The 22,149-nt window shown below is 56.0% G+C and carries 21 protein-coding genes and 2 tRNA genes; 11 read left to right on the top strand and 12 right to left on the bottom strand.

Going from position 1 to position 22,149, the window contains the following annotated elements:
* Positions 1-56 precede the first annotated feature (56 nt).
* The 4 genes from GOV91_RS17500 to GOV91_RS17485 all read right to left on the bottom strand — a co-directional run bounded on the left by GOV91_RS17500 (position 57) and on the right by GOV91_RS17485 (position 2,001).
* A complete protein-coding gene (locus tag GOV91_RS17500) occupies positions 57-470 on the bottom strand; it encodes a secondary thiamine-phosphate synthase enzyme YjbQ (RefSeq protein WP_171236439.1) in 414 nt (137 codons plus the stop codon).
* A 21-nt stretch (positions 471-491) separates the two neighbouring features.
* Entirely contained in the window at positions 492-896 is a 405-nt protein-coding gene (locus GOV91_RS17495; protein WP_171174862.1) for a hypothetical protein, read from the bottom strand.
* Between the two features lie 77 nt (positions 897-973).
* Positions 974-1,519, bottom strand: coding sequence for a DUF4166 domain-containing protein (locus GOV91_RS17490; protein WP_171236438.1), 546 nt, complete (start codon positions 1,517-1,519; stop codon positions 974-976).
* A gap of 2 nt (positions 1,520-1,521) precedes the next feature.
* Positions 1,522-2,001 (bottom strand): thiol-disulfide oxidoreductase DCC family protein, encoded by a 480-nt coding sequence (locus GOV91_RS17485; RefSeq protein ID WP_371732337.1) that lies wholly within the window; start codon positions 1,999-2,001, stop codon positions 1,522-1,524.
* Positions 2,002-2,286: 285 nt separating this feature from the next.
* On the opposite strand from GOV91_RS17485, the gene GOV91_RS17480 reads away from it, so the two are divergent.
* Positions 2,287-3,306 carry an AraC family transcriptional regulator gene (locus GOV91_RS17480; protein WP_171236437.1) on the top strand — a complete coding sequence of 340 codons (1,020 nt, stop codon included), beginning with the start codon at positions 2,287-2,289 and terminating at the stop codon, positions 3,304-3,306.
* A 172-nt stretch (positions 3,307-3,478) separates the two neighbouring features.
* Here the strand turns inward: GOV91_RS17480 and rpoD are convergent, their stop codons facing one another.
* The 4 genes from rpoD to GOV91_RS17460 all read right to left on the bottom strand — a co-directional run bounded on the left by rpoD (position 3,479) and on the right by GOV91_RS17460 (position 9,467).
* Positions 3,479-5,467, bottom strand: a complete 1,989-nt coding sequence (gene rpoD / locus GOV91_RS17475; protein ID WP_171174868.1) for an RNA polymerase sigma factor RpoD — start codon at positions 5,465-5,467, stop codon at positions 3,479-3,481.
* Between the two features lie 114 nt (positions 5,468-5,581).
* Entirely contained in the window at positions 5,582-7,528 is a 1,947-nt protein-coding gene (gene dnaG, locus GOV91_RS17470) for a DNA primase (RefSeq protein ID WP_171236436.1), read from the bottom strand.
* 79 nt (positions 7,529-7,607) lie between these two features.
* Positions 7,608-7,904, bottom strand: a complete 297-nt coding sequence (locus GOV91_RS17465) for a hypothetical protein (RefSeq protein ID WP_171174871.1) — start codon at positions 7,902-7,904, stop codon at positions 7,608-7,610.
* 132 nt (positions 7,905-8,036) lie between these two features.
* Positions 8,037-9,467, bottom strand: a complete 1,431-nt coding sequence (locus GOV91_RS17460; protein WP_171174873.1) for a Glu/Leu/Phe/Val dehydrogenase — start codon at positions 9,465-9,467, stop codon at positions 8,037-8,039.
* A gap of 331 nt (positions 9,468-9,798) precedes the next feature.
* Here GOV91_RS17460 and GOV91_RS17455 point away from each other — a divergent pair, with 331 nt between their 5' ends.
* The 3 genes from GOV91_RS17455 to GOV91_RS17445 are packed head-to-tail and all read left to right on the top strand — an operon-like array spanning position 9,799 to position 12,564.
* Entirely contained in the window at positions 9,799-11,436 is a 1,638-nt protein-coding gene (locus tag GOV91_RS17455) for a TadE/TadG family type IV pilus assembly protein (RefSeq protein WP_171236435.1), read from the top strand.
* Positions 11,433-11,963 (top strand): TadE/TadG family type IV pilus assembly protein, encoded by a 531-nt coding sequence (locus tag GOV91_RS17450; RefSeq protein WP_171174877.1) that lies wholly within the window; start codon positions 11,433-11,435, stop codon positions 11,961-11,963. Before GOV91_RS17455 ends, GOV91_RS17450 begins: the two co-directional genes overlap by 4 nt.
* A 4-nt stretch (positions 11,964-11,967) precedes the next feature.
* Positions 11,968-12,564: a TadE/TadG family type IV pilus assembly protein gene (locus GOV91_RS17445; RefSeq protein WP_171174880.1), complete on the top strand. Its 597-nt coding sequence runs from the start codon at positions 11,968-11,970 to the stop codon at positions 12,562-12,564.
* Here GOV91_RS17445 and GOV91_RS17440 read toward each other — a convergent pair.
* Entirely contained in the window at positions 12,526-13,005 is a 480-nt protein-coding gene (locus GOV91_RS17440) for a hypothetical protein (protein WP_171174881.1), read from the bottom strand. The two genes, GOV91_RS17445 and GOV91_RS17440, sit on opposite strands and share 39 nt — an antisense overlap.
* A 157-nt stretch (positions 13,006-13,162) precedes the next feature.
* Here GOV91_RS17440 and GOV91_RS17435 point away from each other — a divergent pair, with 157 nt between their 5' ends.
* Positions 13,163-14,074, top strand: a complete 912-nt coding sequence (locus GOV91_RS17435; RefSeq protein ID WP_171236434.1) for a pirin family protein — start codon at positions 13,163-13,165, stop codon at positions 14,072-14,074.
* Between the two features lie 21 nt (positions 14,075-14,095).
* On the opposite strand, the gene GOV91_RS17430 is transcribed toward GOV91_RS17435, so the two are convergent.
* On the bottom strand, positions 14,096-14,683 hold the full coding sequence (locus GOV91_RS17430) for a TetR/AcrR family transcriptional regulator (protein ID WP_171174885.1): 588 nt from the start codon (positions 14,681-14,683) through the stop codon (positions 14,096-14,098).
* A 102-nt stretch (positions 14,684-14,785) separates the two neighbouring features.
* Between GOV91_RS17430 and GOV91_RS17425 the strand changes: the two genes are divergently transcribed.
* The 6 genes from GOV91_RS17425 to GOV91_RS17400 all read left to right on the top strand — a co-directional run bounded on the left by GOV91_RS17425 (position 14,786) and on the right by GOV91_RS17400 (position 19,608).
* Entirely contained in the window at positions 14,786-15,034 is a 249-nt protein-coding gene (locus tag GOV91_RS17425; RefSeq protein WP_171236433.1) for a hypothetical protein, read from the top strand.
* A 126-nt stretch (positions 15,035-15,160) separates the two neighbouring features.
* Positions 15,161-16,447: a homoserine dehydrogenase gene (locus GOV91_RS17420; RefSeq protein ID WP_171236432.1), complete on the top strand. Its 1,287-nt coding sequence runs from the start codon at positions 15,161-15,163 to the stop codon at positions 16,445-16,447.
* A 69-nt stretch (positions 16,448-16,516) separates the two neighbouring features.
* Positions 16,517-17,500, top strand: coding sequence for a class II fructose-bisphosphatase (glpX, locus tag GOV91_RS17415; RefSeq protein WP_171182592.1), 984 nt, complete (start codon positions 16,517-16,519; stop codon positions 17,498-17,500).
* Between the two features lie 93 nt (positions 17,501-17,593).
* Positions 17,594-19,336, top strand: a complete 1,743-nt coding sequence (gene recJ / locus GOV91_RS17410) for a single-stranded-DNA-specific exonuclease RecJ (RefSeq protein ID WP_171236431.1) — start codon at positions 17,594-17,596, stop codon at positions 19,334-19,336.
* A gap of 98 nt (positions 19,337-19,434) precedes the next feature.
* Positions 19,435-19,509 (top strand) — tRNA-Glu (locus GOV91_RS17405).
* Positions 19,510-19,533: 24 nt separating this feature from the next.
* Positions 19,534-19,608, top strand: a tRNA-Glu gene (locus GOV91_RS17400).
* A 9-nt stretch (positions 19,609-19,617) separates the two neighbouring features.
* On the opposite strand, the gene GOV91_RS17395 is transcribed toward GOV91_RS17400, so the two are convergent.
* Both GOV91_RS17395 and GOV91_RS17390 read right to left on the bottom strand, forming a co-directional pair.
* Positions 19,618-21,459 carry a V-type ATP synthase subunit A gene (locus GOV91_RS17395; RefSeq protein WP_171236430.1) on the bottom strand — a complete coding sequence of 614 codons (1,842 nt, stop codon included), beginning with the start codon at positions 21,457-21,459 and terminating at the stop codon, positions 19,618-19,620.
* Positions 21,456-22,148 carry a hypothetical protein gene (locus tag GOV91_RS17390; RefSeq protein WP_171236429.1) on the bottom strand — a complete coding sequence of 231 codons (693 nt, stop codon included), beginning with the start codon at positions 22,146-22,148 and terminating at the stop codon, positions 21,456-21,458. Before GOV91_RS17390 ends, GOV91_RS17395 begins: the two co-directional genes overlap by 4 nt.
* Between the last annotated feature and the right edge of the window lies 1 nt (position 22,149).

Here is a 22,149-nt window from a genome sequence, read left to right as displayed (position 1 = left end):
TATAGGGCAGCCGCTAGGATTTGGGTAGTCGGAATTTTCAACCGCTAGATAAAGGGTCAGGCCAGATGCGCGGCGACACGTCTTTGATGAGGTGCAGTGCGGTGTTCAAACAGGTAAATCCCCTGCCAGGTTCCAAGAACCATCCGCCCTTGAGACACAGGGATCGTCAACGACACAGGCATAAGTGCAGCCTTGATATGCGCAGGCATGTCATCTGGTCCTTCATATGTGTGCCGCAGATAAGACATTGCCGGATGGTCGGACGCAGGAACAAGTCGTTCGAAAAACGCCTGAAGGTCGGTTTGAACCTCGGGGTCGGCGTTTTCCTGGATCAGCAGGGAACACGAGGTATGGCGAACGAACAGCGTCAGAACGCCATCGGCGGACCACTGATCCACCCATTCCCGGATGTCAGACGTGAATTCGTAAAGCCCCGGGCCTTGGGTGTGCACAACGAATTCAGTCTGCATCGTGAAGATCCTGTGGGTTTATCAGTCGTTGAAGAACGGCCGATAGTTACACCGTGAGTTTGCACCTTGTACAGATTCACTGTTGCCAGGTTGAAACCCGAACGAAATAAAGCTGCTGGGTTGCACCTCGGCGGTCTCAGGTTGCTTGATCGAAAACTGAACTGCCGTTCTGCGACCGGTGGTGACACTGGGCCCGTATCCGCGCAACACGTAGATCCTGTCTTGCCAACCCAACCCCAAGGTCCGGCGCGCATAATCCGCAGCCGCACACCAATAGCCTTCTGTGCGCTGATCCCCACGCGGTATAACTTCGAAATCCGTGGCGTTGATCGGCTCAGTACGATACCCGTTCCGCGCAGCATCGGCGGCCATGGGAACACTAAAGGCAACGGTCGCCAACGCGGCAAATGTGTATAACTTTTTCATCGTTAATCTTCCCTGATTGTGTGTCCCAGATAGGTTAGTCCTGCTTCTTGCATTGCACAGTGCCCCTCACGATCAATTCAGCCAGCCCCCTGCATTGTGTGATCCGGCGTGAGCCACCCGCGATACCGGATCAGCAATCCCAAACCCGGTGCCCGGGCTGAGACATCAAACCGGAATCGCCCTTGTGCATCCTGCCATTCTCGCGTGCGAGAGCGCGGCAACGCAAAGGCGGGCATCAAAATACCAAAGATGGTCAAGCGATGAATTTCGATGTGCAGCGCATCGTTCTGCCAAGCGGGTCGCAACCAGATCGAAATCGCACCAAAGTCTTCACGAACGCATTTCCGGTTTTCATCGTATGTCAGGTGCGAAGTGGTGCAATGCCCGCCAAAGTCGCGCTCCCAGGACATTGCTTTGCCCCGAGCGCGGATCGAAACCGAGACGTCAACATCATTTCCACTAGGGGGAAATCCGGCCAGATAGGTGGCAAACGCCACCAACACACCTCTGCCTGGCTCGATATCACATTGGCCGGAATACAATCCTTCTGTGCTGTGCAGGCGAAGAACCGCAGCGGGTAAATACCCGACCGATCCCAATGCCTGCAAGAACGGGTCATTCATCATCAATAACCATCGCTCACAAATCGCGCCCAAATGTCAGGCCCCGGTACCAGACAAGTGCTGGATTTTCCGAACAGTTTATACCTGTTTCGCGCGATCAGACGATACGCAGGCATTTTGAGCGCATTGGGCAAGAAACGGCACAGAGACAACAGCCGCCACATTCCGGGAAGTTGACGCATAGCTGCGGCAAACGCATCCAGATGCTGATAGACCACTCCATCCACGATCACCAAGTTGGTTTCAAAATCTTGCGTGGGCAGGTCCAACTCCTGATAGAGCTTCTGCCCAAGCGGGGATTGGGCAGTCGCGAACTGAAAGCACTGCGAGCGATCATGTCTGAGCATGAATCTGAAGAAACCCGAACACAGCACGCACTGGCCATCAAACAAAATCAAGTTTTGACCGTAGACTTTTGAACTTACATCACTTTCCGGCATATCGTTGACATCCGTGACATCGCCTTTCCCACAGGGTGTCAAATCTGTAGCCCCTGAACAATGCGACATCTGTGAAGAAGGGCGTGCCGGGGAGCGCTGAGCAGAGAGTGGTGATTTCTCCGAAGGCTCTGACCTCATCCCCTAAAGGTGCTGACCCGGCAACACAGCTTATCTGGGTGTTCACACCACAAAACCCATGTTCGATCCGGCCAGTTTCTTTTGCGTTTCTGCCATCACATGATGTCGCGACCGTCAAAATCCCAAGTGTCATTCGAAATTCTATGATATGCTGTCTATTGTTTTGTAATCGTAAGGTATTGTTGCTCGATGGACGTGGATGTTGGCCGTCTACATTTCATTATTCAGGCGCTGGATCGTCACAGTGGAAACGGAGAGTTGTCTAAGGCTGTCCTGAAGCGAACCGGCCTCAGGCCGCAGGATGTCGCCCCACCGGTTGAAACCTGCAGTATTCAGACAGAGGCCCTGTTCGTCCGCTTCGCATGTGACGCGACCAAAGACATTACCTTTGCGGCCCGTACGGGGCTTGAGGTCACATCCGCCTCGACTGTGACAGCTTATATCAGTAAGTATTCACGCGACCTGAAACAGGTGATGGAGAACCTTTCGCGCTTTCACGGCATCATCGACCCGGCCATCGCGCTTAGTCTGCGTATCGCCGGGAATTTCGCTACTTTGGAAGCCGATTGGAAAGATGCGGGTTTTGCCCGTTATCACCGGCGCACCGAATTTCTGATCTTCGCCGCCCTCGCAAGAATGCGGAACCTGACTCAGATCAACCTGAACCCGATTGAGATAAGGTTTCAGCATGAGGTTGGGGATCATAACAAAAGCTTTGAAAAACTTGCAGGTTTTCCGGTGGTCTTTGGATCGGAAAAGATTGAGATTGTTTTGCCCCTTTCGGCACTGGATCTGCCGGTTCCGACGTATGATCCCAAACTGCGCGAGCATCTTTTGGAATACGCAGAGCGCCTACTGGCGGAACGCAAGAAACCCGAACACTCGATCCGTGCTCGGACCGAAGGGCTAATCACCCGATCCCTGCCCGGCACGATCCCACAGGCCGAGGTCATAGCTTCGAACCTTGGAATGAGCCTTAGAACCTTCGGCCGTCGCCTGAAAGAAGAAGGCACAAGCTATCGCGACATCGTGGACGACCTCAGGTGTGATCTTGCCCAGACCTTCCTGACCAACCGGATGACTCTGTCAGAGATTTCATTTTCACTCGGGTACGCAGATCAGGCCGCCTTCTCGACCGCCTTTAAACGCTGGACTGGCCAACCACCAAGCGCTTTCAAGACCCGCGTCGAACATCCCCTTCAGCGGTGAGACCGGGGGTCATAAGCCCGAAAGCCTCGCCCCGGCCCCGTCCCGTGAGTGGACAAAACAGATATAGACAGGGACGCCGCCCATCCCGTGTGATTTCCCGCCAATGTGATAAGAGAACAGGCCATCGTGAAGACCGAATAAAAAAGGCGCCTCGGACGAGGCGCCTTTGGACTTACTGATCCAGGAAAGACCGCAGTTTTCGAGATCGGCTGGGGTGCTTCAACTTGCGCAGCGCCTTCGCCTCGATCTGACGAATCCGTTCGCGGGTCACGCTGAATTGCTGACCCACTTCTTCCAAGGTGTGATCGGTGTTCATACCGATGCCAAAACGCATCCGCAGAACGCGTTCCTCACGCGGCGTAAGCGAGGCCAGAACCCGTGTCGTGGTTTCCTTGAGGTTTTCTTGAATGGCGCTGTCCAGCGGCAGCACAGCATTCTTGTCCTCGATGAAATCGCCCAACTGGCTGTCTTCCTCGTCGCCAATCGGAGTTTCCAATGAGATCGGTTCCTTGGCGATCTTCATCACCTTGCGAACCTTCTCAAGCGGCATCTGCAGCTTTTCGGCCAACTCTTCCGGCGTCGGCTCGCGACCGATTTCGTGCAGCATCTGGCGTCCCGTGCGGACCAGCTTATTGATCGTTTCGATCATGTGAACCGGGATACGGATCGTCCGCGCCTGATCCGCGATAGACCGCGTGATCGCCTGACGGATCCACCAAGTCGCATAGGTCGAGAACTTGTAGCCGCGACGGTATTCGAACTTGTCCACCGCTTTCATCAGGCCAATGTTGCCTTCCTGAATAAGATCAAGGAATTGCAGGCCACGGTTCGTGTACTTTTTGGCGATCGAGATCACCAAACGCAGGTTGGCTTCGACCATTTCTTTCTTGGCCTGACGGGCTTCTTTCTCACCCTTTTGAACCTGCTGCACGATGCGGCGGAATTCCGAGATATCGAGACCAACATACTGACCGACCTGCGCCATGTCGTTGCGCAGTTCTTCAACCTTGGCGGTCGAGCGTTCGATGAACATTTGCCAGCCACGGCCCGGCTTTTCAGCCATCTCTGCCAGCCAGTTCGGGTCCAGTTCGCGGCCCCGGTACGCTTCGATGAACTCACGACGGTTGATGCGTGCCTGATCCGCCAGTTTTACCATCGCGCTGTCCAGAGACATGATTCGACGGTTGATACCGTAGAGCTGGTCGATCAGCGCTTCGATCCGGTTGTTGTGCAGGTGAAGTCCATTCACCAGTTCAACGATTTCGGCACGCAGCTTCTGATAGGTTTCCTCATCCTTTTTACTAAACGAGCCGTCCTCGTTCAGGGTGGCTGAAATCCGGCTGTCCTGCATTTCCGACAACATCGAGAAATCGGTCGAAATGCGTTCGAGCGTGGTCAGAACCTGATCCTTCAACGCCGCTTCCATCGCGGCCAGCGACATGTTGGCCTGATCATCGTCGTCGTCATCGTCGTCATTGTTCAGCGGGTTGCCGTCAGCATCCAGCTCGGGGCCGGTATCTTTCGCAGGCTTGGCCGCCTGCACAGCGGACGTGTCGACCACTGGTTCTTCCACATCGCCGTCTTCGTCCATCTGGTTGCCAAAGGTGGTTTCCAGATCGATGACGTCGCGCAGAAGAATGTCTTCGGACAGCAATTCGTCATGCCAGATTGTGATCGCCTGGAACGTCAACGGACTTTCGCACAATCCAGCGATCATGGTGTTGCGGCCGGCTTCAATCCGTTTGGCGATGGCAATCTCGCCTTCACGGCTCAGCAGTTCAACCGATCCCATTTCGCGCAGATACATGCGAACGGGATCGTCGGTCCGATCCAGTTTTTCGGTGGCGGCCCCGGCCAGCGCAACCTCACGGTTGCTTTCGGTGGTGGTCAGTTCGGTCGAGCCCTTGTTCTCTTCCTCTTCTGCCTCTTCATCTTCGATGATGTTGATGCCCATCTCGGACAGCATCGACATAACGTCTTCGATCTGTTCCGAGCTGACCTGATCCGGTGGCAGAACCTGGTTGAGCTGGTCGTAGGTGATGTAACCTTTCTCGCGGGCCTCGGCGATCATCTTCTTGACCTGGGCCTGGCTCATGTCCAGCGAGATTTCCTGTTCCTGCTCTTCGGATTTGCGATCTTCGGTCGTGTCTTTGGCGGCCATTCAATGCTCCTGCAGGGATGGGTGATTCGTTTGAACCGAATCATTAGCGCTTAGAAGTGATTCGGCCACCCGTTTACCCGTTTTTCTTTTCCAGTGCCTTATGAAAACACCAGTTTACCGGCGTTTCCGCTCGAAATTGATACCGGACATGATTGCCTCGAACGAGTCTTTCTCGTCGCGGTTGATTCGCGCTCCATTGTCGGCAATGTCGAAAACGGCCCTGTCTTCGTTCTGGCTGCGGCTTGTTCGGTTGCGCTCTTCAGCGGCTTGCGCCAGCCGATATGTCAGCGCCTCATCGGCCAGATCAGACAATTCCTCCGCCGCTTCGGCTATCTCAGCATCCAACCCCCGGAGCGCTTTGATCTTTGCGAGTTCCTCGGCCAGTGTCATCTCGGCCTTTTCAACATCGCCCGGTTTGTACACACAGGGGATCACTGCGACATGGCGAAGGGCCAGCAGGTTTTCAAGGGGCTGGTGACCTAAAGAATCCACAATGTGGTCTTTCAGATGATCCGGATCATCAATCGCGTGGCGCAGAATGGCGTCCCGCAGGGCAGCGTATTCGGGGTTGAGACATTCCATGTCTTCAAGCTGGTGCTCGAACTGGACAACGACCTGTGGGTTGAGGATAGAAATGGCGAGAATGGCCGCCTCGCGCAGTTGAATATCAGCGGTCTCGGACGATGCCAGGAAAGACGCCCGCGCACCCGGCGTTGCCGATTGCGGCGGTTGCCACTTACCACGCGGTTGCCACTGTCGGTTCTGTGGTTGGCGCTGGGGACGGAAAAGTTGCCAGCGCAAATCCTTGATCTCTTGCCCGTAATGCGATCGGATCGACGGGTCACGGATCAGCTTGAGCTTTTCCCGCAGGGATTTATCCAGTGCCGCCTTGCGCTCGGGGCTGTCAAAAATCTTACCTTCGGTTTCGCGCTGCCACAGCAGTTTGACCATCGGAATGGCGCTTTCCAACACCGATTGCACGGCCCCCGGCCCTTCTGCCCGCAACAGATCATCGGGGTCTTTGCCTTCTGGCATCAAAGCAAAGCGCAGAGATTTTCCTGCCTCGAGCAACGGCAAGGCCAGATCGACGGCGCGCATCGCCGCACGCAGACCCGCCGTGTCACCGTCAAGCGCGATGATCGGTTCATTGGAAACACGCCAGAGCAATTGCAGCTGATGCTCGGTGATGGCGGTGCCCAAAGGGGCAACTGATGCTCCAAAACCCGCCTCGGCCAGCGCGATTACGTCCATATACCCTTCAGCCACGATCAGAGGCTGCCCCTTGCCGGACGCCTGCCGCGCAGGACCATGGTTATAGAGACTGCGCCCTTTGTCGAATAACTCGGTCTCGGGAGAGTTCAGATACTTGGCGTTGTCATTGGGATCCATCGCCCGACCACCAAACGCGATACAGCGTCCACGCGCATCGCGGATGGGGAACATGATGCGGTTTCGGAAGGTGTCGTAGGGCTTCTTACCCTTGCTCGACGGCTTGGCCAGCCCCGCCCCAAGGATCAGATCCTCAGCCACATTCTTACCGCGCAAATGATCCCACAGCGCCTGCCAGCCGTCCGGGGCAAATCCGATCTCCCACCGATCCAGCGCCTGGGCATCCAGCCCTCGGCCCGCAAGGTAATCGCGTGCAGTCGCCCCTGCACCGGTCTTGAGCTGCAGGCGGAAGAACTGCACCGCCTGCTCCATCACATCGGCCAGTTGCGACCGGCGGTCCTGCTTTTCCTGCGCTTTGGGATCGCGTGTGGGCATGGGCATCCCAGCCTCACGCGCCAGTATCTCGACTGCTTCGATAAACGAGACATTCTCGGTCTCTTTCACAAAGCTGATCGCGTCGCCTTTGGCGTGGCAGCCGAAGCAGTAATAAAAGCCCTTCTGGTCATCGACATGGAACGAAGCAGTCTTTTCATGGTGAAACGGGCACGGAGCCCACATATCACCCTTGCCCTGATTAGATTTGCGCTGATCCCACATGACTTTGCGCCCGACGACCTGAGACAGGCTTAGCCGGGTGCGCAACTCATCCAGAAATCCGGGGGGCAAAGACATGGATCAAACCTGCCAGAAATGAAAACCCACGCCAAGGGGATGGCGTGGGCTTATCCACAAGGAAATGCGGGAATGTGGATTACTGCTGCAAACACAGCTCCAACCAGGCCGCGCCCAAATCTTTCTTGCGCACGTCTCGCATCTTCTGTTCGTAGACCCAAGGCGTAATCAGTGGGATTGCGGCATTGTAATTCTCGGGCCAGGTCGGGCCACTGTCAGCCACAGCCTTCGGAACGTCGCGCTCCTTCACCCTATCCAGACGCGCCTGCTGGATCGCGGCAACGACGTCGGCCTGATACTTGCAGCTTTGTTCCTTGGTTTCAGCTGCAGCCAAGGGTGTGGCAAGCACAACGGCAGCGATAGCGATACGCAACATTGAGGTCTCCCGGAATCATTGGTTTGACCGTAGCTTACCCGCCCACAGACAGACCCGCCATTACCATTTGGGAAACGTGTTCAGGGTTTTGCGTTGCGGAGGGGGTGGAACGCCCTCCCCCTCCGGCCGTTATCATAGCCCCTTGGCCCGATAGCTGCTGGCCACACGGTCAATTGCGACGATATAGGCCGCGGTCCGAAGATCCTCGACATCATCACGGCTGTGCCAGACCTCGCGCATGGATTGATAGGCAATGCGCATAGTGTCATCCAGGCCCGACCGGACAAGTTCCAACTCATCCGCACCTTTAAGGTATTTGGCTTTGAAATCCGGAGACATCGACCAGGCCTCGCCCAGATAACGGTCCAAACGCTCCAATTCACTGACGATCAGTTCATGGCGCGCTTCTTCCTGGCGTCGCTGCATCCGGCCAAAGCGGATATGGCTGAGGTTTTTGACCCATTCGAAGTACGAGACCGTCACACCACCTGCGTTGGCATACATGTCCGGGATGATCACCGTGCCCTTTTTTCGCAGGATTTCATCCGCACCCGCCGTCACTGGACCGTTCGCCGCTTCGATGATCAGCGGTGCTTTGATCCGCTCGGCATTGGACAGGTTGATCACCCCCTCCAAGGCCGCCGGGACCAGAATGTCGCAATCCGCTTCCAACACACTTGCACCTTCGGCCGAGTGGGTCGCATCAGGGTAGTCCTTGACGCCGCCATGTTTGACGATCCACTGCCGAACCGCTTCCACGTCGATACCGTCGGGGTTGTACAGCGCGCCATCCCATTCGATGATCCCCACGATGCGAGAGCCATCTTCTTCGCTGAGGAACTTCGCCGCGTGGTAACCCACGTTGCCAAGCCCCTGCACAACAACGCGCTTTCCGTCCAGGCTGCCTTCCAGCCCCGCCTTGGCGATGTCTTCGGGATGACGGAAAAACTCGCGCAGCGCGTATTGAATGCCGCGCCCGGTTGCCTCAACCCGCCCGGCTATACCGCCTGCATTCAGCGGCTTGCCGGTCACACAGGCCCGTGCATTGATATCAGTCGTATTCATGCGCGCGTATTGATCAGCCATCCACGCCATTTCACGTTCGCCCGTGCCCATGTCAGGGGCCGGTACGTTTTGCGACGGGTTGATCAGGTCACGCTTCGCAAGTTCATAAGCAAAGCGCCGAGTGATTTGTTCCAACTCATGCTCTTCATACTGACGCGGATCAATGCACAACCCGCCTTTCGATCCACCAAACGGTGTTTCGACAAGCGCGCACTTGTAGGTCATCAGCGCAGCGAGCGCCTCAACTTCGTCCTGGTTAACGGCAGTGGCGTAACGAATACCACCTTTGACCGGCTCCATATGTTCAGAGTGGACTGAGCGATAGCCAGTAAACGTGTGGATTTCACCCCGCAGACGCACCCCGAAACGAACCGTATACGTCGCGTTGCACACCCGGATCTTTTGTTCCAGCCCTGGCGGCAGGTCCATTAGTGACGCTGCCCTGTTGAACATCAGATCAACACTCTCACGAAAGCTGGGTTCTTTGATGCCGGTCATACATTCCTCCGTATCGATACCAGACGTAACGTCATGACGTTTTGTCGCACCAGTTGCGTCAGGCTGCAATCAAACAATGCACTTTTTTTCATCATTTCGTTAACAAATACGTCACCAAACGAGGTGAGTCGGGCAATCGCCTCAACAGTTAATGAATTGTTTTCATTTCATCGACAGAACGGTAACGGCGCACAGTTTTATACCCGAAATACGCGTAAAAAGGCTAAAACCAAGCCTTTTTCGCCCAATTCACGCCATGATTGAAAATTAAATTTAACCCAAATCTCTTTTCATATCGCACGAACTCCATGTGCGGAGCGGAGTCATCAAAATGATTAAATACTCGCTTCAGAATAACGGTTCGACACTCAAGCGTCGCGCTTCCGAAATTCGCAAGTTTGCCAAAGAAGAAGATGGTACATTCACTATCTTTGTTTTGTTTATGATGGTTCTCATGCTTGCGGTCACAGGCATGTCGATGGAATTCATGAAGTATGAACGCGACCGCGCGAGCCTGCAATCCACTTTGGACCGTGCAGTCCTGGCCGCGGCTGACCTTGACCAGCAACTTCCTGCCAAAGACGTTGTAGACGCGTATATGGACAAAGCTGGACTGGGAAACCTCAATGCCGTTACCACAGTGGTCGAAGGTTTTGGTTCCAGATCAGTAACAGCGTCTGCTGAAGCGGTCATGGAGACTCGATACCTGCGTTACGGACAAGTAACCGAACTGGGTATGAAGGCCACCAGCGCAGCGGAAGAATCGATTGGTGCGGTAGAGATTTCGCTGGTCGTTGATATTTCCGGATCCATGTCTCAAGCATCTGCGACACCTGGGGAATCCAAGATCAAGGTTCTGCAGCAGGCAGCGTCCGAATTTGTCAAGCTTATGCTCGACAAATCCGGCAATGGCGAGATTTCTATCTCAATCGTACCATACGCAACGCAGGTCAACGCTGGCGCGTCAATTCTGGACAAGTTTACCGACGTTACGCAGGAGCATAGCTATTCGCATTGCGTGAACTTTATTCCGGAACAGTACAGCGATGCCGACCTGCACGTAGGTGATAGGTTGGAACGCACGGCTCATTTCGATCCTTTCACCTATTCCGAAGGTTCAATCGCCCTGCCCGTTTGCCCAGTTCGCGCAGGCAGCGCAATCACTCCTGTGACCGATAATATGCCTAAGCTCCTTGGGCAAATCGCATCGCTCACGCCGGGTGGGAACACATCGATTGATATCGGAGTGAAGTGGGGAACTGCCCTTTTGGACCCCAGCACGCAGCCAATTGTACAGCAACTGTCGACGGAACAAGACCCGGCATATCCATCGACAACAATTGTTCCCGGCAAGTTCTCGGCACGTCCGACTAGCTACGACTCGAACGTTCTTAAAATAATCATCGTAATGACGGACGGTCAGAACACAGACCAATACATGCTCAATCCTGCGCTGCGCGAAGGTATGTCAGACGTTTGGTACAATTCCGATGCTGGTGAGTATACCGTGTATCACTCCGAGGGCCGACCGAACTATTTCTGGCCCCAGCAAAACGCTTGGGCGGATCATCCCTTCGGAAACCCCGAGCCTGAGACGGAATTGAACAAGGAAACCGGAACGGCGGTTCGCCTGACCTATCCCGAGCTGTTTAACCGTGTCTCATTGGCCTGGAACGCCAGATACAATTACTACTGGCAATCCAGCGGTTGGGCGGAATGGTATTCCAAAGCCTACTCGAAAGTAGAGACTTCGGCGAAAAACCAGCACACGAAACATGTGTGTGGTGCAGCGAAAGACCAAGGTATTATTGTCTATGGCATCGCATTTGAAGCACCGCGTGCGGGCTTCAGAACGCTCAAAGACTGCGCAAGCTCGGACAGCCACGTCTATGATGTTAGTGGACTCGACCTTGAAAAAGCATTCGAATCCATCGCCTCTTCCATCCATAAATTGAGGCTGACCCAATGATCCGCAGAATGCTGTCGAAACTCGGGCCGTTTCGTAGGTCCGAGACGGGGAGCGCGACGATCGAGTTTGTCATGCTTGTTCCGTTTTTCTTGGCATTTCTTGTCGCGGGTGCCGAACTGTCGTTAATCACGATGCGTCACGCGGCGTTGGAACGCGGAGTTGACCTTATCGTGAGGGACATTCGTTTGGGCACTGGTACCAACTGGAACCACGACGACATCAAGACAAGGATTTGTGACGTATCTGGCATCACGGACTGTGTTGGGAACCTGCGACTGCAGATGATCCAACAAGATGCGTTCACAGGTATCGTTCTTTCGGACAAAGTTCCATGCACTGACAGCTCGGAAGATCCAAAACCCGTGCTGGACTTTAAAAGTGGGCAATCCAACGAGTTGATGATCTTGCGGGCCTGCTTGCGTATCGATCCAATTCTGGAGGCGTCCGCAATTGCAAAAGTTGTTCCCGATGACACTGGCCATTACGCAGTCACCGCGACGACAGCATTTGTACAGGAGCCGCTGTAAGATCATGTCTACACTCAGTAATTTAAAAAACCGCATCAAAGGCTTCAAGAACGATGAAAGCGGTATTCTTTCCGTTGAAGCGCTTATGATCTTCCCGCTTATGTTGTGGACGATCACGTTCACCTTCACAGCGTTCGAAGGGTTTCGTCAAAGCGCGTCGAATCTTAAGGCCGCTTATACAATCAGCGATTTAATCTCACGTGAAACTCAAGCCGTAACCGATACATATTTCGACTCGCTTCACGATTTGGCGGGCAAGATGATCAATAATCGGTCTGAGATGAAAATGCGGGTGTCGCTTATCTTATTCGACGAAGACGATGACCGTCACTATGTGCGGTGGTCCACTGTACGCGGTTTTGAGCAATCGTGGGACAACAACAACATCGACGAAATCGAAACCCGTCTGCCGCCGATGACCAATCAGGACACGCTCATTCTGGTCGAGACATCAAACGAGTATATTCCGACATTTAGACCCGGCTGGGACTTCGCCACTGGAATTACCTTTGAAAACTTCATCTTTACCAGGCCGAGATTCACAAACGAAGTGGCGTGCAATTTAGCGAAGACGCCCTTTGTCTGCGATAATAACGTTTAAAGCCTCTGACATGAACTTGGCCTCGGCGGCAGCTGTCATGCCGCCCACGCCCACCCTACGACCAAGCCTCCACCAAAGCCCTGGTGCCCATTTGTATGACATCTTGTGGCGCATGCGAACCAGAAAGCCATTTGACGGTTTGAAGGCAAAAACACCTCTATCGACAGTCTCAATATCTTCGATTCTTGCGATGATCTGACCCGAGCCCGTGCGTAGTTCGGATTGAGTCAGTTCTATGCAATCCTGTGTCGCATGCCAGACGCGGTAGGCCAGCCACAGGGATGCGCCACCCACAGCAAACAAAAACACTTGCCACATCGGCTCGGGCGGCGACGCCAAGGCAACATACGTCACCAGCGCCCCGACCGTTGTCAGCATCCCTACCCCGGCCCAGCGTCTGGGCGAGGATGCCTGAATCGTTGCCAACACGTCGTCCTGCATCAAGATCTCCCGATTTGTTCCCCTCGATTTAGCTTCTTTGAATGGGAAACAACAGGGGGTTGGTTAAGTTGCAAATTCGCACAGGTTCGGTTTGTTCGCGCAAATTGACTGCACAGGCGCAGAGATTACATGCTGCTCAAACGAACCGGAGTTTATCATGTCGCTCAGACCTACACTGGAAACGCGTCAGGCCATTCCCACGATGGAAGGGGCCGGAGTGAAACTGCATCGTGCGTTCGGGTTTCAAGACCCGTCGGAACTGGACCCTTTTCTTCTGTTTGACGACTTTCGGAACGAAAGGCCGCAGGACTATCAGGCCGGATTTCCCTGGCATCCGCATCGCGGGATCGAGACAATCACCTATGTTCTGGCCGGATCGGTCGAGCATTCCGACTCATTGGGCAACACCGGCACCTTGGGTGCGGGCGACGTGCAATGGATGACGGCCGGGTCAGGTATACTGCATCAGGAAATGCCGCACGGAAACACCTCGGGGCAGATGCACGGATTTCAATTGTGGGGCAACCTGCCCTCGGATCAGAAGATGACCGCCCCTCGCTATCAGGATGTTCAACGCAAAGACATTCCCGAAATCATCGATGACGACGGCACAACTGTTCGTGTGATTGTTGGAGACTTCTGGGGTAAGACCGGGCCGGTGGATGGTATCGCGGCAGACCCGCAATACCTGGACATCTCGATCCCCGCAGGTGTGAAAAAGACCTTTCGGATCGACACCTATCGCCGAGCCTTCGCGTATGTGTTCCAGGGTCAGGCCGCCTTTGCCGACGCTTCGCAGCCAACAGGCGTGCTGTTGGAAAAAGAGGTCGCCGGGCAAGAGGTCAACATCCGCGATATGTCTGGCGACCGGACCCTTGTCCGCTTTGGCACCGGGGACGAAATCACCGTTCAGGCAGGCCAGGAAGGTGTTCGGTTTTTGTTGATCTCTGGTGCTCCGATTGATGAACCAGTCGCGTGGCACGGTCCAATTGTGATGAACACAAGGGCCGAACTGGAACAAGCGTTTCGGGAGCTGCGAAACGGGACGTTCATTCGCCCCGCGCACTGACCTATTGGCGGCTTGACGTTGTCAGGCCGTCACTGCCTTGTGCACCATGTTCCAATAGATCTGTTCGACCTCATCCAGCGACAATCGGCCACCGGATCGATACCAGGTCATCACACCGTTCAACATGGCAATCACGGCAAGCGTCGCAATCTTAGTGTCTGGAATTGCAAACTGACCGGCCTGCTGCCCCGCGTGAAGGATGTTTTCCAGCGCGTTTTCGTACTGTCGACGAAGGTCTTCTATTTCGGCGAAGTTTTCTGGCGAGAGATTTCGCAACTCCATATAGGCTATGAAGACCTCATCAGGGCGTTGCAGGTGGAAGCGAATGTGAAACCCGACGAACTGGCGCAATGCTTGTGGAGCGTCTTCGCCGCCCTGCAATTCGCTAAATGCAGACAACAACTCCTGCATGTGTTCACGCATCAATCGGTACAACAAGCTTTGCTTGTCCGGCGTGTAATTGTACAACGCCCCAGCCTGCACTCCGACTTCTTTCGCGATCTGCCGCATCGAAACGGCGGCATAGCCGTGTCGTGCAAACAAGTTCAGAGCAGCCTTGCGAATGCGCGGGCCGGTTATGTCCGAGTGAGAGCCTTGAGTTCGTGCCATGTACCTACGATATCTGAACAATTGTTCAGATAGAACCCCGCTTGATCGACAGCCCCAAAAGGTGCATCACAATACGGCACACAAAACAAAAAAGCGCACCCTATGAAACTGCTGCCTGTACTGTCGTTTATCCTTCTTTGCGCCGGCTGCGCAGATTTCCCCGAGTTGGAAGGCAGTGAACCGGCCTCGGTGAAAAAAGCTCCCTACCCGCGCCTTGTTCCTCTGCAAGAAACACTGGGACCTGCCATTGATCCGGTCAGCCAAGCTGCCACGGTCGAAGAAGACCTAACGCAGCGAAGCGAAGCGCTCGCCCAAAAGGCCCAAGCGCTGCAAAACGCACAAACCAACTAACGCACAGCATTTCACCTCCACATTCGCCCGGTGACGGATTGCACCCTTGGCCCGAACCCGCTAATGCAGCGCTGATCGGACAAACGTCCGAATACAGTTAGAATCCGGCGGAAAGGGACATACGACATGACACAGGCACTGCGGCTGGGAATTGCGGGCTTGGGAACGGTCGGCGTCGGTGTCGTAAAGATTGTCCGCCGCCATGCCGACTTGCTGAAAGCGCGTACGGGCCGCTCTATTGAGATCGTGGCCGTGTCAGCACGAGATCCCAACAAGGATCGTGGCGTAAACCTGTCGGATTATGCCTGGGAAACCGATCCGGTGGCACTGGCAAAACGCGACGATATCGATGTTTTTGTCGAGTTGATGGGCGGCGAAAACGGACCCGCCAAGGCGTCGGTCGAGGCCGCTTTGACCTCGGGCAAGGATGTTGTCACTGCCAACAAGGCATTGCTTGCCATCCACGGACAAGAACTGGCAGAACAGGCAGAAGCTGCGGGTCGTGTCATCCGCTTCGAGGCTGCTGTTGCTGGTGGTATCCCGGTAATCAAATCCCTAACGGAAGGTTTGGCCGGGAATGAAATCACGCGTGTTATGGGCGTGATGAACGGCACCTGCAACTACATCCTGACCCGAATGCAATCACAGCGTCAGGGGTATAACGCCCTGTTCGATGAATGCGCCGAGCTTGGCTATCTTGAGGCCGACCCCAATCTGGATGTGGGCGGCATCGACGCTGCACATAAACTGGCGCTTCTGGCCTCGATTGCCTTTGGCACCAAGCCGAATTTCGATGGCATCGAGATTGAAGGCATTCAGCACATCAGCCTCGATGATATCGATCAGGCCGACGACATGGGTTTCCGCATCAAATTGCTGGGTGTCGCGCAGCGCACCGCACGCGGGCTAGAGCAACGTATGCAACCTTGCCTCGTACCCAGCGACTCTCCGCTGGGTCAGCTGGAGGGTGGCACCAATATGGTGGTGATCGAAGGCGACTCGGTCGAGCAGATCGTTTTGCGCGGTCCCGGTGCAGGCGAAGGCCCCACCGCCAGCGCGGTGATGGGCGATGTTTGTGATCTGGCGCGCGGGATGCAGATTTCGACCTTCGGCCGCCCTGCTACATCGCTCGAGGCTGCCAAGCCCGCGGTCACTGGCCTGCCTGCGCCTTATTACCTGCGGCTTGGCCTGTTAGACAAACCCGGTGCTCTGGCAAAAGTTGCGGCTATTCTAGGCGACGCGGGCGTTTCGATCGACCGGATGCGCCAGTACGCGCACGCGGAAAGCACAGCCCCCGTTCTAATCGTTACGCACAAAACCACCCGCGCCGCACTGAACGTGGCGCTGGACGGTTTCCGCAATACGGATGTAGTGGCAGGTGAGCCTGTTGCGCTGCGGATTGAAAAGGTTTGATCTTGCAGCCCGCATGAAACGCAAGCTATGCCGAAAGAAACGGCTTTACTGACCAAGGGATAATGAACAATGAGTGCTGCCAAGACCGATTTCAACGACCGCCTGCTGTCTCTGGGGCTGGCAAGGGTGGCGGAGCAGGCTGCACTGGCCTCGGCCTCGCTGGTGGGGCGCGGCGATGAGAAAGCTGCCGATCAGGCGGCTGTAAACGCCATGCGCGAGCAGTTGAACCTGCTGGACATTGCCGGTGTTGTTGTGATCGGTGAAGGTGAACGCGACGAAGCGCCGATGCTGTATATCGGTGAAGAAGTCGGCACCGGAAACGGCCCCGGTGTAGACATCGCGCTGGACCCACTGGAAGGCACTACGCTGACCGCAAAGGACATGCCTAACGCACTGACCGTGATCGCCATGGGTCCGCGTGGGTCTATGCTGCACGCGCCGGATGTGTACATGGACAAGCTGGCCGTTGGTCCGGGCCTGCCTGAAGGCGTGGTTAATCTGGACATGTCCCCGCGTGAACGGGTCGAAGCTTTGGCAAAGGCCAAAGGTTGTAAACCGGCCGACATCACCGTCTGCATTCTGGAGCGTCCGCGCCATGAAGCCATGATCGCCGAAGTACGTGAAACCGGTGCCTCGATCCGCCTCATCACCGATGGTGACGTGGCTGGCGTCATGCATTGTGCCGAAAGCGAAGTGACCGGCATTGACATGTATATGGGCCAGGGTGGTGCGCCCGAAGGCGTTCTGGCTGCCGCCGCGCTGAAATGCATGGGCGGTCAGATCTTTGGTCGCCTCTTGTTCCGCAACGACGACGAACGTGGGCGCGCCGCCAAAGCAGGCATCACGGATCTGGATCGCGTTTATGCGCGTGACGAGATGGTGACCGCAGATGTGATCTTTGCTGCAACCGGTGTCACAGGCGGTTCGCTGCTGCCGCGCATCAAACGTGAACCGGGCTGGGTTGAAACCACAACCCTGCTGATGCGGTCCAAAACAGGGTCGGTGCGCCGCATGTCCTATCGCACGCCCACCTGGCCGCACGACAAGGCGTGACGGCTTGCGCCATTGCCTTTGGCGAGAGTATTTCTGAAAAAATGAAAAGGCCGGGTCCGCGAGGGTCCGGCCTTGGCGCATAAGAGGCGAGCGATGAGTTTTCTAGGAGTCGAACAATCATTGACGGGGCGACGCTGGGTTGGCCCCAGCGCCGAAGTCGAGCGCGCCTCAGAAATGATGGCACAGCAGACTGATCTGCCACGCGCGGTGTGCCAGGTTCTGGCCCGACGCGGTGTGCCGGTGATGGAGGCTCGCGGTTTCCTTGACCCAAAGCTCAAGGAATTGCTGCCCGACCCGCGTGCGATGAAAGACATGGAGGTTGCAGCGACACGCTTTCTTGACGCGGTTAGACATCGTCAGAAAATCGCTGTGTTTGCCGATTACGATGTCGACGGCGGCAGCTCTGCCGCGCTGCTGATGGTCTGGCTGCGCCATATGGGTTTGCAGGCGACGCTGTATGTGCCAGACCGCATCGACGAAGGATATGGCCCCAATGTACCTGCCATGCGGGATTTAGCGGCAGCGCATGATCTGATCATTTGCGTTGACTGCGGGACGCTTAGCCATGACCCGATCGCAGCGGCCAAGGGGGCCGACGTGATCGTTCTGGATCATCATCTTGGGGGCGAAACCCTGCCCGATTGCGTCGCTGTCGTGAATCCGAACCGCCAGGACGAAAGCGGCGATCTGGGGTATCTTTGCGCAGCAGGTGTGGTGTTCTTGATGCTGGTCGAAGCCGGACGACAATTGCGCGAAGCAGGAGCGAAGGGGCCGGACCTGATGTCGATGCTGGATCTGGTGGCGCTGGCTACCGTGGCCGACGTCGCACCTTTGATCGATGCCAATCGCGCTTTGGTTCGGCAGGGCTTGAAAGTGATGGCGCAGCGGCGGCGCCCCGGTCTTGTGGCCCTGTCCGATGTCTCGCGCACGGATACCGCGCCGAACAGCTATCATCTTGGATTTCTGCTGGGCCCTCGTGTGAACGCAGGCGGACGGATCGGTCAAGCTGATCTGGGCGCGCGATTGCTAAGCACAGAGTCCCCGCACGAAGCGCAAGCTTTGTCAGAGCGTTTGGATGCGTTGAACACAGAACGTCGTGATATTGAGAACGCTGTTCGCGCGGCAGCCATGGAACAGGCCGAGGATCGTGGCCTGGACGCGCCCTTGGTGTGGGCGGCGGGCGAAGGCTGGCACCCCGGCGTGGTGGGGATCGTAGCATCGCGCCTGAAGGAAACCGCCAACCGCCCGGCCATCGTGATTGGCTTTGATGGGGATGAAGGCAAAGGCTCGGGTCGGTCAGTTTCGGGCGTTGATCTGGGGGCCTCAATCCAGCGTCTCGCCGCTGAAGGTCTGTTGGTCAAGGGCGGCGGCCACAAGATGGCGGCGGGTCTGACGGTGATGCGCGACAAGCTTGAACCTGCCATGGAGCGTCTGAGCGAGTTGCTGGCCAAACAAGGGGCCGGTCAGAGCGGCCCGGCTGACCTGAAACTGGACGGCGCACTCATGCCCGGCGCGGCGACGGTTGATCTGATAGAACAGGTTGAAAAGGCGGGACCATTTGGCGCCAGCGCCCCTGCCCCACGCTATGCTTTGCCGGACCTTCAGGTGCGCTTTGCTAAACGAGTCGGGGAAACACATCTGAAACTGTCGCTGGCCGATGGCATGGGCGGTGGGCTCGACGCAATTGCCTTTGGCGCCTTTGACGGACCCATGGGCGAGAAGCTGTCAAATCATGGTGGCGCGCGTTTCCATTTCGCGGGACGGCTTGAGTTGAATACATGGGGCGGGCGCCAATCGGTGCAACTCAGGCTGGAGGATGCAGCAGAGGCAAATTAGCGCTCTGCGACAGTGGCCCAAAAAACTTTCACATCCCTGCATTTTTCCGCTTGCGGGGGTCACGGTGAAACCGTAAAAGGCCCTCCACAAGCCAGCGTGGCCCGTTCGTCTATCGGTTAGGACGCCAGGTTTTCAACCTGGAAAGAGGGGTTCGATTCCCCTACGGGCTACCACTTGTGCTTGCGCCACTACCAAATGGCCCGTTCGTCTATCGGTTAGGACGCCAGGTTTTCAACCTGGAAAGAGGGGTTCGATTCCCCTACGGGCTACCATTTCCTTGCCTAAGTTCCGAATTTTTCGCGGCAAAGATCTTTGATCTGCGTCCAAATCGATTTGTATTCTGGTGTGTTTTCCGCCGCATAATGGAAGTTCTTTATCAACCCGGTCAGCTGCGTAAACACTTGCCGTACTTCGGCTTTGTCCGAGAAGGCCGCTTTGGATTGCGTGACATCATAGATAAGCTTGAACGTCATTTTCTGCCGCTCCAGCGGAACGGTCGCATCGACCTTGTCGAAGGCGTCTTGCTGCAAGTAGACCATGTCAACAAACAGCGCTTTTTGCTGTGTTACAAAGTCGTCGATCGTGACACCCTCTTCCCCCGTGACCTGCATCATCTGGTCAACCTGTTCACCCTTTTCGATCAGAGCGATCAGGTCGCGCACTTTACCCGTCCAGCCGGGTTCGGCATTCTTGTCGTACCAATCCGACAACTGATCTGTGTACCGAGACCAGCTGAGCATCGGGTCAACCGCCGGATAAAAGCGTTTATAGGCGCGCTCGGACGACAGGCCGAGGAAGCACTTGACCGTCGACAGGGTGGACTGAGTTACAGGCTCGTCAAAATTACCGCCCGCAGGTGAAACCGTTCCGATCAGCGTCAGGCTGCCCAGATCACCGTCGTTGGTTTTCAAAGCCCCTGCGCGTTCGTACAACCCTTTGATGGAGCTTTCCAGATAGGCGGGGAACCCTTCTTCGCCGGGGATTTCCTCAAGCTTACCCGAAGTTTCACGCATGGCTTGCGCCCAGCGACTGGTGCTGTCGGCGATCAGCAACACGTCATAGCCCATCTGCCGGTAGTATTCGCCCAACGTAATGCCAGTGAAGATCGACGCCTCGCGCGCGGCAACCGGCATCGAGGACGTATTGCAGATGATAATTGTCCGATCCATCAGGCTGCCCCCCGTGGTCGGATCGGTCATCTTCGGGAATTCCTCGATGGTTTCCACCACCTCACCCGCACGTTCGCCACAGGCCACAACGATCACGATATCGACCTGTGCATTCCGTGCGATCAGGTTCTGCAGCACGGTCTTGCCTGCCCCGAACGGCCCGGGAATACAGGCGGTTCCACCGCGTGCGATCGGGAAGAACGTGTCGATCAAACGTTGTGAAGTCAGAACAGGCTCGGTCGGATACAGGCGCTCGGACAACGTGCGTTTCAGGATGTTTTCCGGCAATGGCCGCCGAACCGGCCATTTCTGCGACAGTGTCAGAGTATGCTCGCCCCCGTTTTCGTCTTCAAGGCGTGCGACAATGTCGTGGATTGTGGCTGCGCCCTTTTGCACCCAGACCACCTTGTATATACCGGACCAATTGAATGGCAGCATGATCTTGTGGCTGAAGTGACCCTCGGGCACCGTCCCGATACTGTCCCCGGCAGTTACTGCGTCGCCAACCTTGACCGAAGGCGTAAAGGACCATTTCGCCAGCTCATCCAAGGGCGCCACATCTGCACCGCGTGGCAGGAAGGTGCCAAATTCGGCGGCCACTTTGGGCAGAGGCGATTGCAACCCGTCAAACACCTGCCCCAATAGTCCCGGCCCCAGCTCAACCGACAGCAACTGACCCGATTGCTCAACCGGATCGCCAACAGCCACGCCGTCGGTACTTTCATAGACCTGTACGTCCGCAGTATCGCCACGCACTCGCAGCACTTCGGCTTTCAGACGTTCCTGACGCCCACCGGGACTGGGGCGCGATGGCAGGATGAACACCACCTCGTTTTTGACCAATTGGCCTGGCTGACCGGTCGCGTCCGGGTTGCCTTGTATTTGCACAAGCCCTTCCTGAACCGAGACGACCCGTGCGGTCGAGGTTTGCTTAGCTGAGGTTGGGGCTGTCATGCGCTTGCTCCCTCAAAATCAAAATCGGCGACATCGGCCATGGCCTGCTGCGCCAGCTTTTCAAATCGCTTGGCCGCTTCCGTGGCGCTGCTTTGCGCCCAGCGGTCAAAAATATTCCAGATCAGGACATAGATAGCGACCGCCTCAAAATCGAACATGTGGCGGGCTGCGTGTCGCTTGAGTTGCTTGTGGCTAATCGACAAAAGCAGACGTTCCAGTCCAAGTGGGTCTTCGTCTTCGAGCAATTGGTGCGCCTCTTTCAGCCACGGCATGGGCGTATCCAGCCCAAATGTAGGATCGGTCCAGTGGGCTGGAATGTGGCGGCTCCATCGTCCGACGCCGAACGAGCCTGAAGGCGCGGGTTCTCCGCGTTTTCTCAGGCGCAGTGCTGCAACAACCGAGCGGAGTTCCATGCGCTCCATAAAGAGCTTGCGCAAGGTGGGCTGTGGGATGTCCTTCAACGCCTGTTTACAGCGCTGGATTGCCTGTACGTCAGTGACATCCATGTCATAGGCGCTCCAGCTCAGCGTGTGCTCAAGAACATTCAAGACCTTGGCATCATCCGCTGTCAGAGCCGTCAACCGACGGTCGAGCCTAATGCGCGAAAGCGGAGGCTGTTTGGCAACAAACAAGCGCTCCGACCCCGGAAGACTGCACATCAATGCGATATAGGCGTCCTGCTCTGACATC

This window comes from Ruegeria sp. HKCCA6837 (assembly GCF_013034475.1).
GTDB lineage: Bacteria > Pseudomonadota > Alphaproteobacteria > Rhodobacterales > Rhodobacteraceae > Ruegeria.
Note: the sequence above shows the minus strand (reverse complement) of the source record. Positions and strands in the feature narration are given on the sequence as shown.

Coding starts and splice junctions, on each gene's coding strand:
- GOV91_RS17500 (WP_171236439.1), bottom strand. CDS start 470: ATGCAGACTGAATTCGTTGTGCACACCCAAGGCCCGGGGCTTTACGAA.
- GOV91_RS17495 (WP_171174862.1), bottom strand. CDS start 896: ATGAAAAAGTTATACACATTTGCCGCGTTGGCGACCGTTGCCTTTAGT.
- GOV91_RS17490 (WP_171236438.1), bottom strand. CDS start 1,519: ATGAATGACCCGTTCTTGCAGGCATTGGGATCGGTCGGGTATTTACCC.
- GOV91_RS17480 (WP_171236437.1), top strand. CDS start 2,287: ATGGACGTGGATGTTGGCCGTCTACATTTCATTATTCAGGCGCTGGAT.
- rpoD (WP_171174868.1), bottom strand. CDS start 5,467: ATGGCCGCCAAAGACACGACCGAAGATCGCAAATCCGAAGAGCAGGAA.
- dnaG (WP_171236436.1), bottom strand. CDS start 7,528: ATGTCTTTGCCCCCCGGATTTCTGGATGAGTTGCGCACCCGGCTAAGC.
- GOV91_RS17465 (WP_171174871.1), bottom strand. CDS start 7,904: ATGTTGCGTATCGCTATCGCTGCCGTTGTGCTTGCCACACCCTTGGCT.
- GOV91_RS17460 (WP_171174873.1), bottom strand. CDS start 9,467: ATGACCGGCATCAAAGAACCCAGCTTTCGTGAGAGTGTTGATCTGATG.
- GOV91_RS17455 (WP_171236435.1), top strand. CDS start 9,799: ATGATTAAATACTCGCTTCAGAATAACGGTTCGACACTCAAGCGTCGC.
- GOV91_RS17450 (WP_171174877.1), top strand. CDS start 11,433: ATGATCCGCAGAATGCTGTCGAAACTCGGGCCGTTTCGTAGGTCCGAG.
- GOV91_RS17445 (WP_171174880.1), top strand. CDS start 11,968: ATGTCTACACTCAGTAATTTAAAAAACCGCATCAAAGGCTTCAAGAAC.
- GOV91_RS17440 (WP_171174881.1), bottom strand. CDS start 13,005: ATGCAGGACGACGTGTTGGCAACGATTCAGGCATCCTCGCCCAGACGC.
- GOV91_RS17435 (WP_171236434.1), top strand. CDS start 13,163: ATGTCGCTCAGACCTACACTGGAAACGCGTCAGGCCATTCCCACGATG.
- GOV91_RS17430 (WP_171174885.1), bottom strand. CDS start 14,683: ATGGCACGAACTCAAGGCTCTCACTCGGACATAACCGGCCCGCGCATT.
- GOV91_RS17425 (WP_171236433.1), top strand. CDS start 14,786: ATGAAACTGCTGCCTGTACTGTCGTTTATCCTTCTTTGCGCCGGCTGC.
- GOV91_RS17420 (WP_171236432.1), top strand. CDS start 15,161: ATGACACAGGCACTGCGGCTGGGAATTGCGGGCTTGGGAACGGTCGGC.
- glpX (WP_171182592.1), top strand. CDS start 16,517: ATGAGTGCTGCCAAGACCGATTTCAACGACCGCCTGCTGTCTCTGGGG.
- recJ (WP_171236431.1), top strand. CDS start 17,594: ATGAGTTTTCTAGGAGTCGAACAATCATTGACGGGGCGACGCTGGGTT.
- GOV91_RS17395 (WP_171236430.1), bottom strand. CDS start 21,459: ATGACAGCCCCAACCTCAGCTAAGCAAACCTCGACCGCACGGGTCGTC.
- GOV91_RS17390 (WP_171236429.1), bottom strand. CDS start 22,148: ATGTCAGAGCAGGACGCCTATATCGCATTGATGTGCAGTCTTCCGGGG.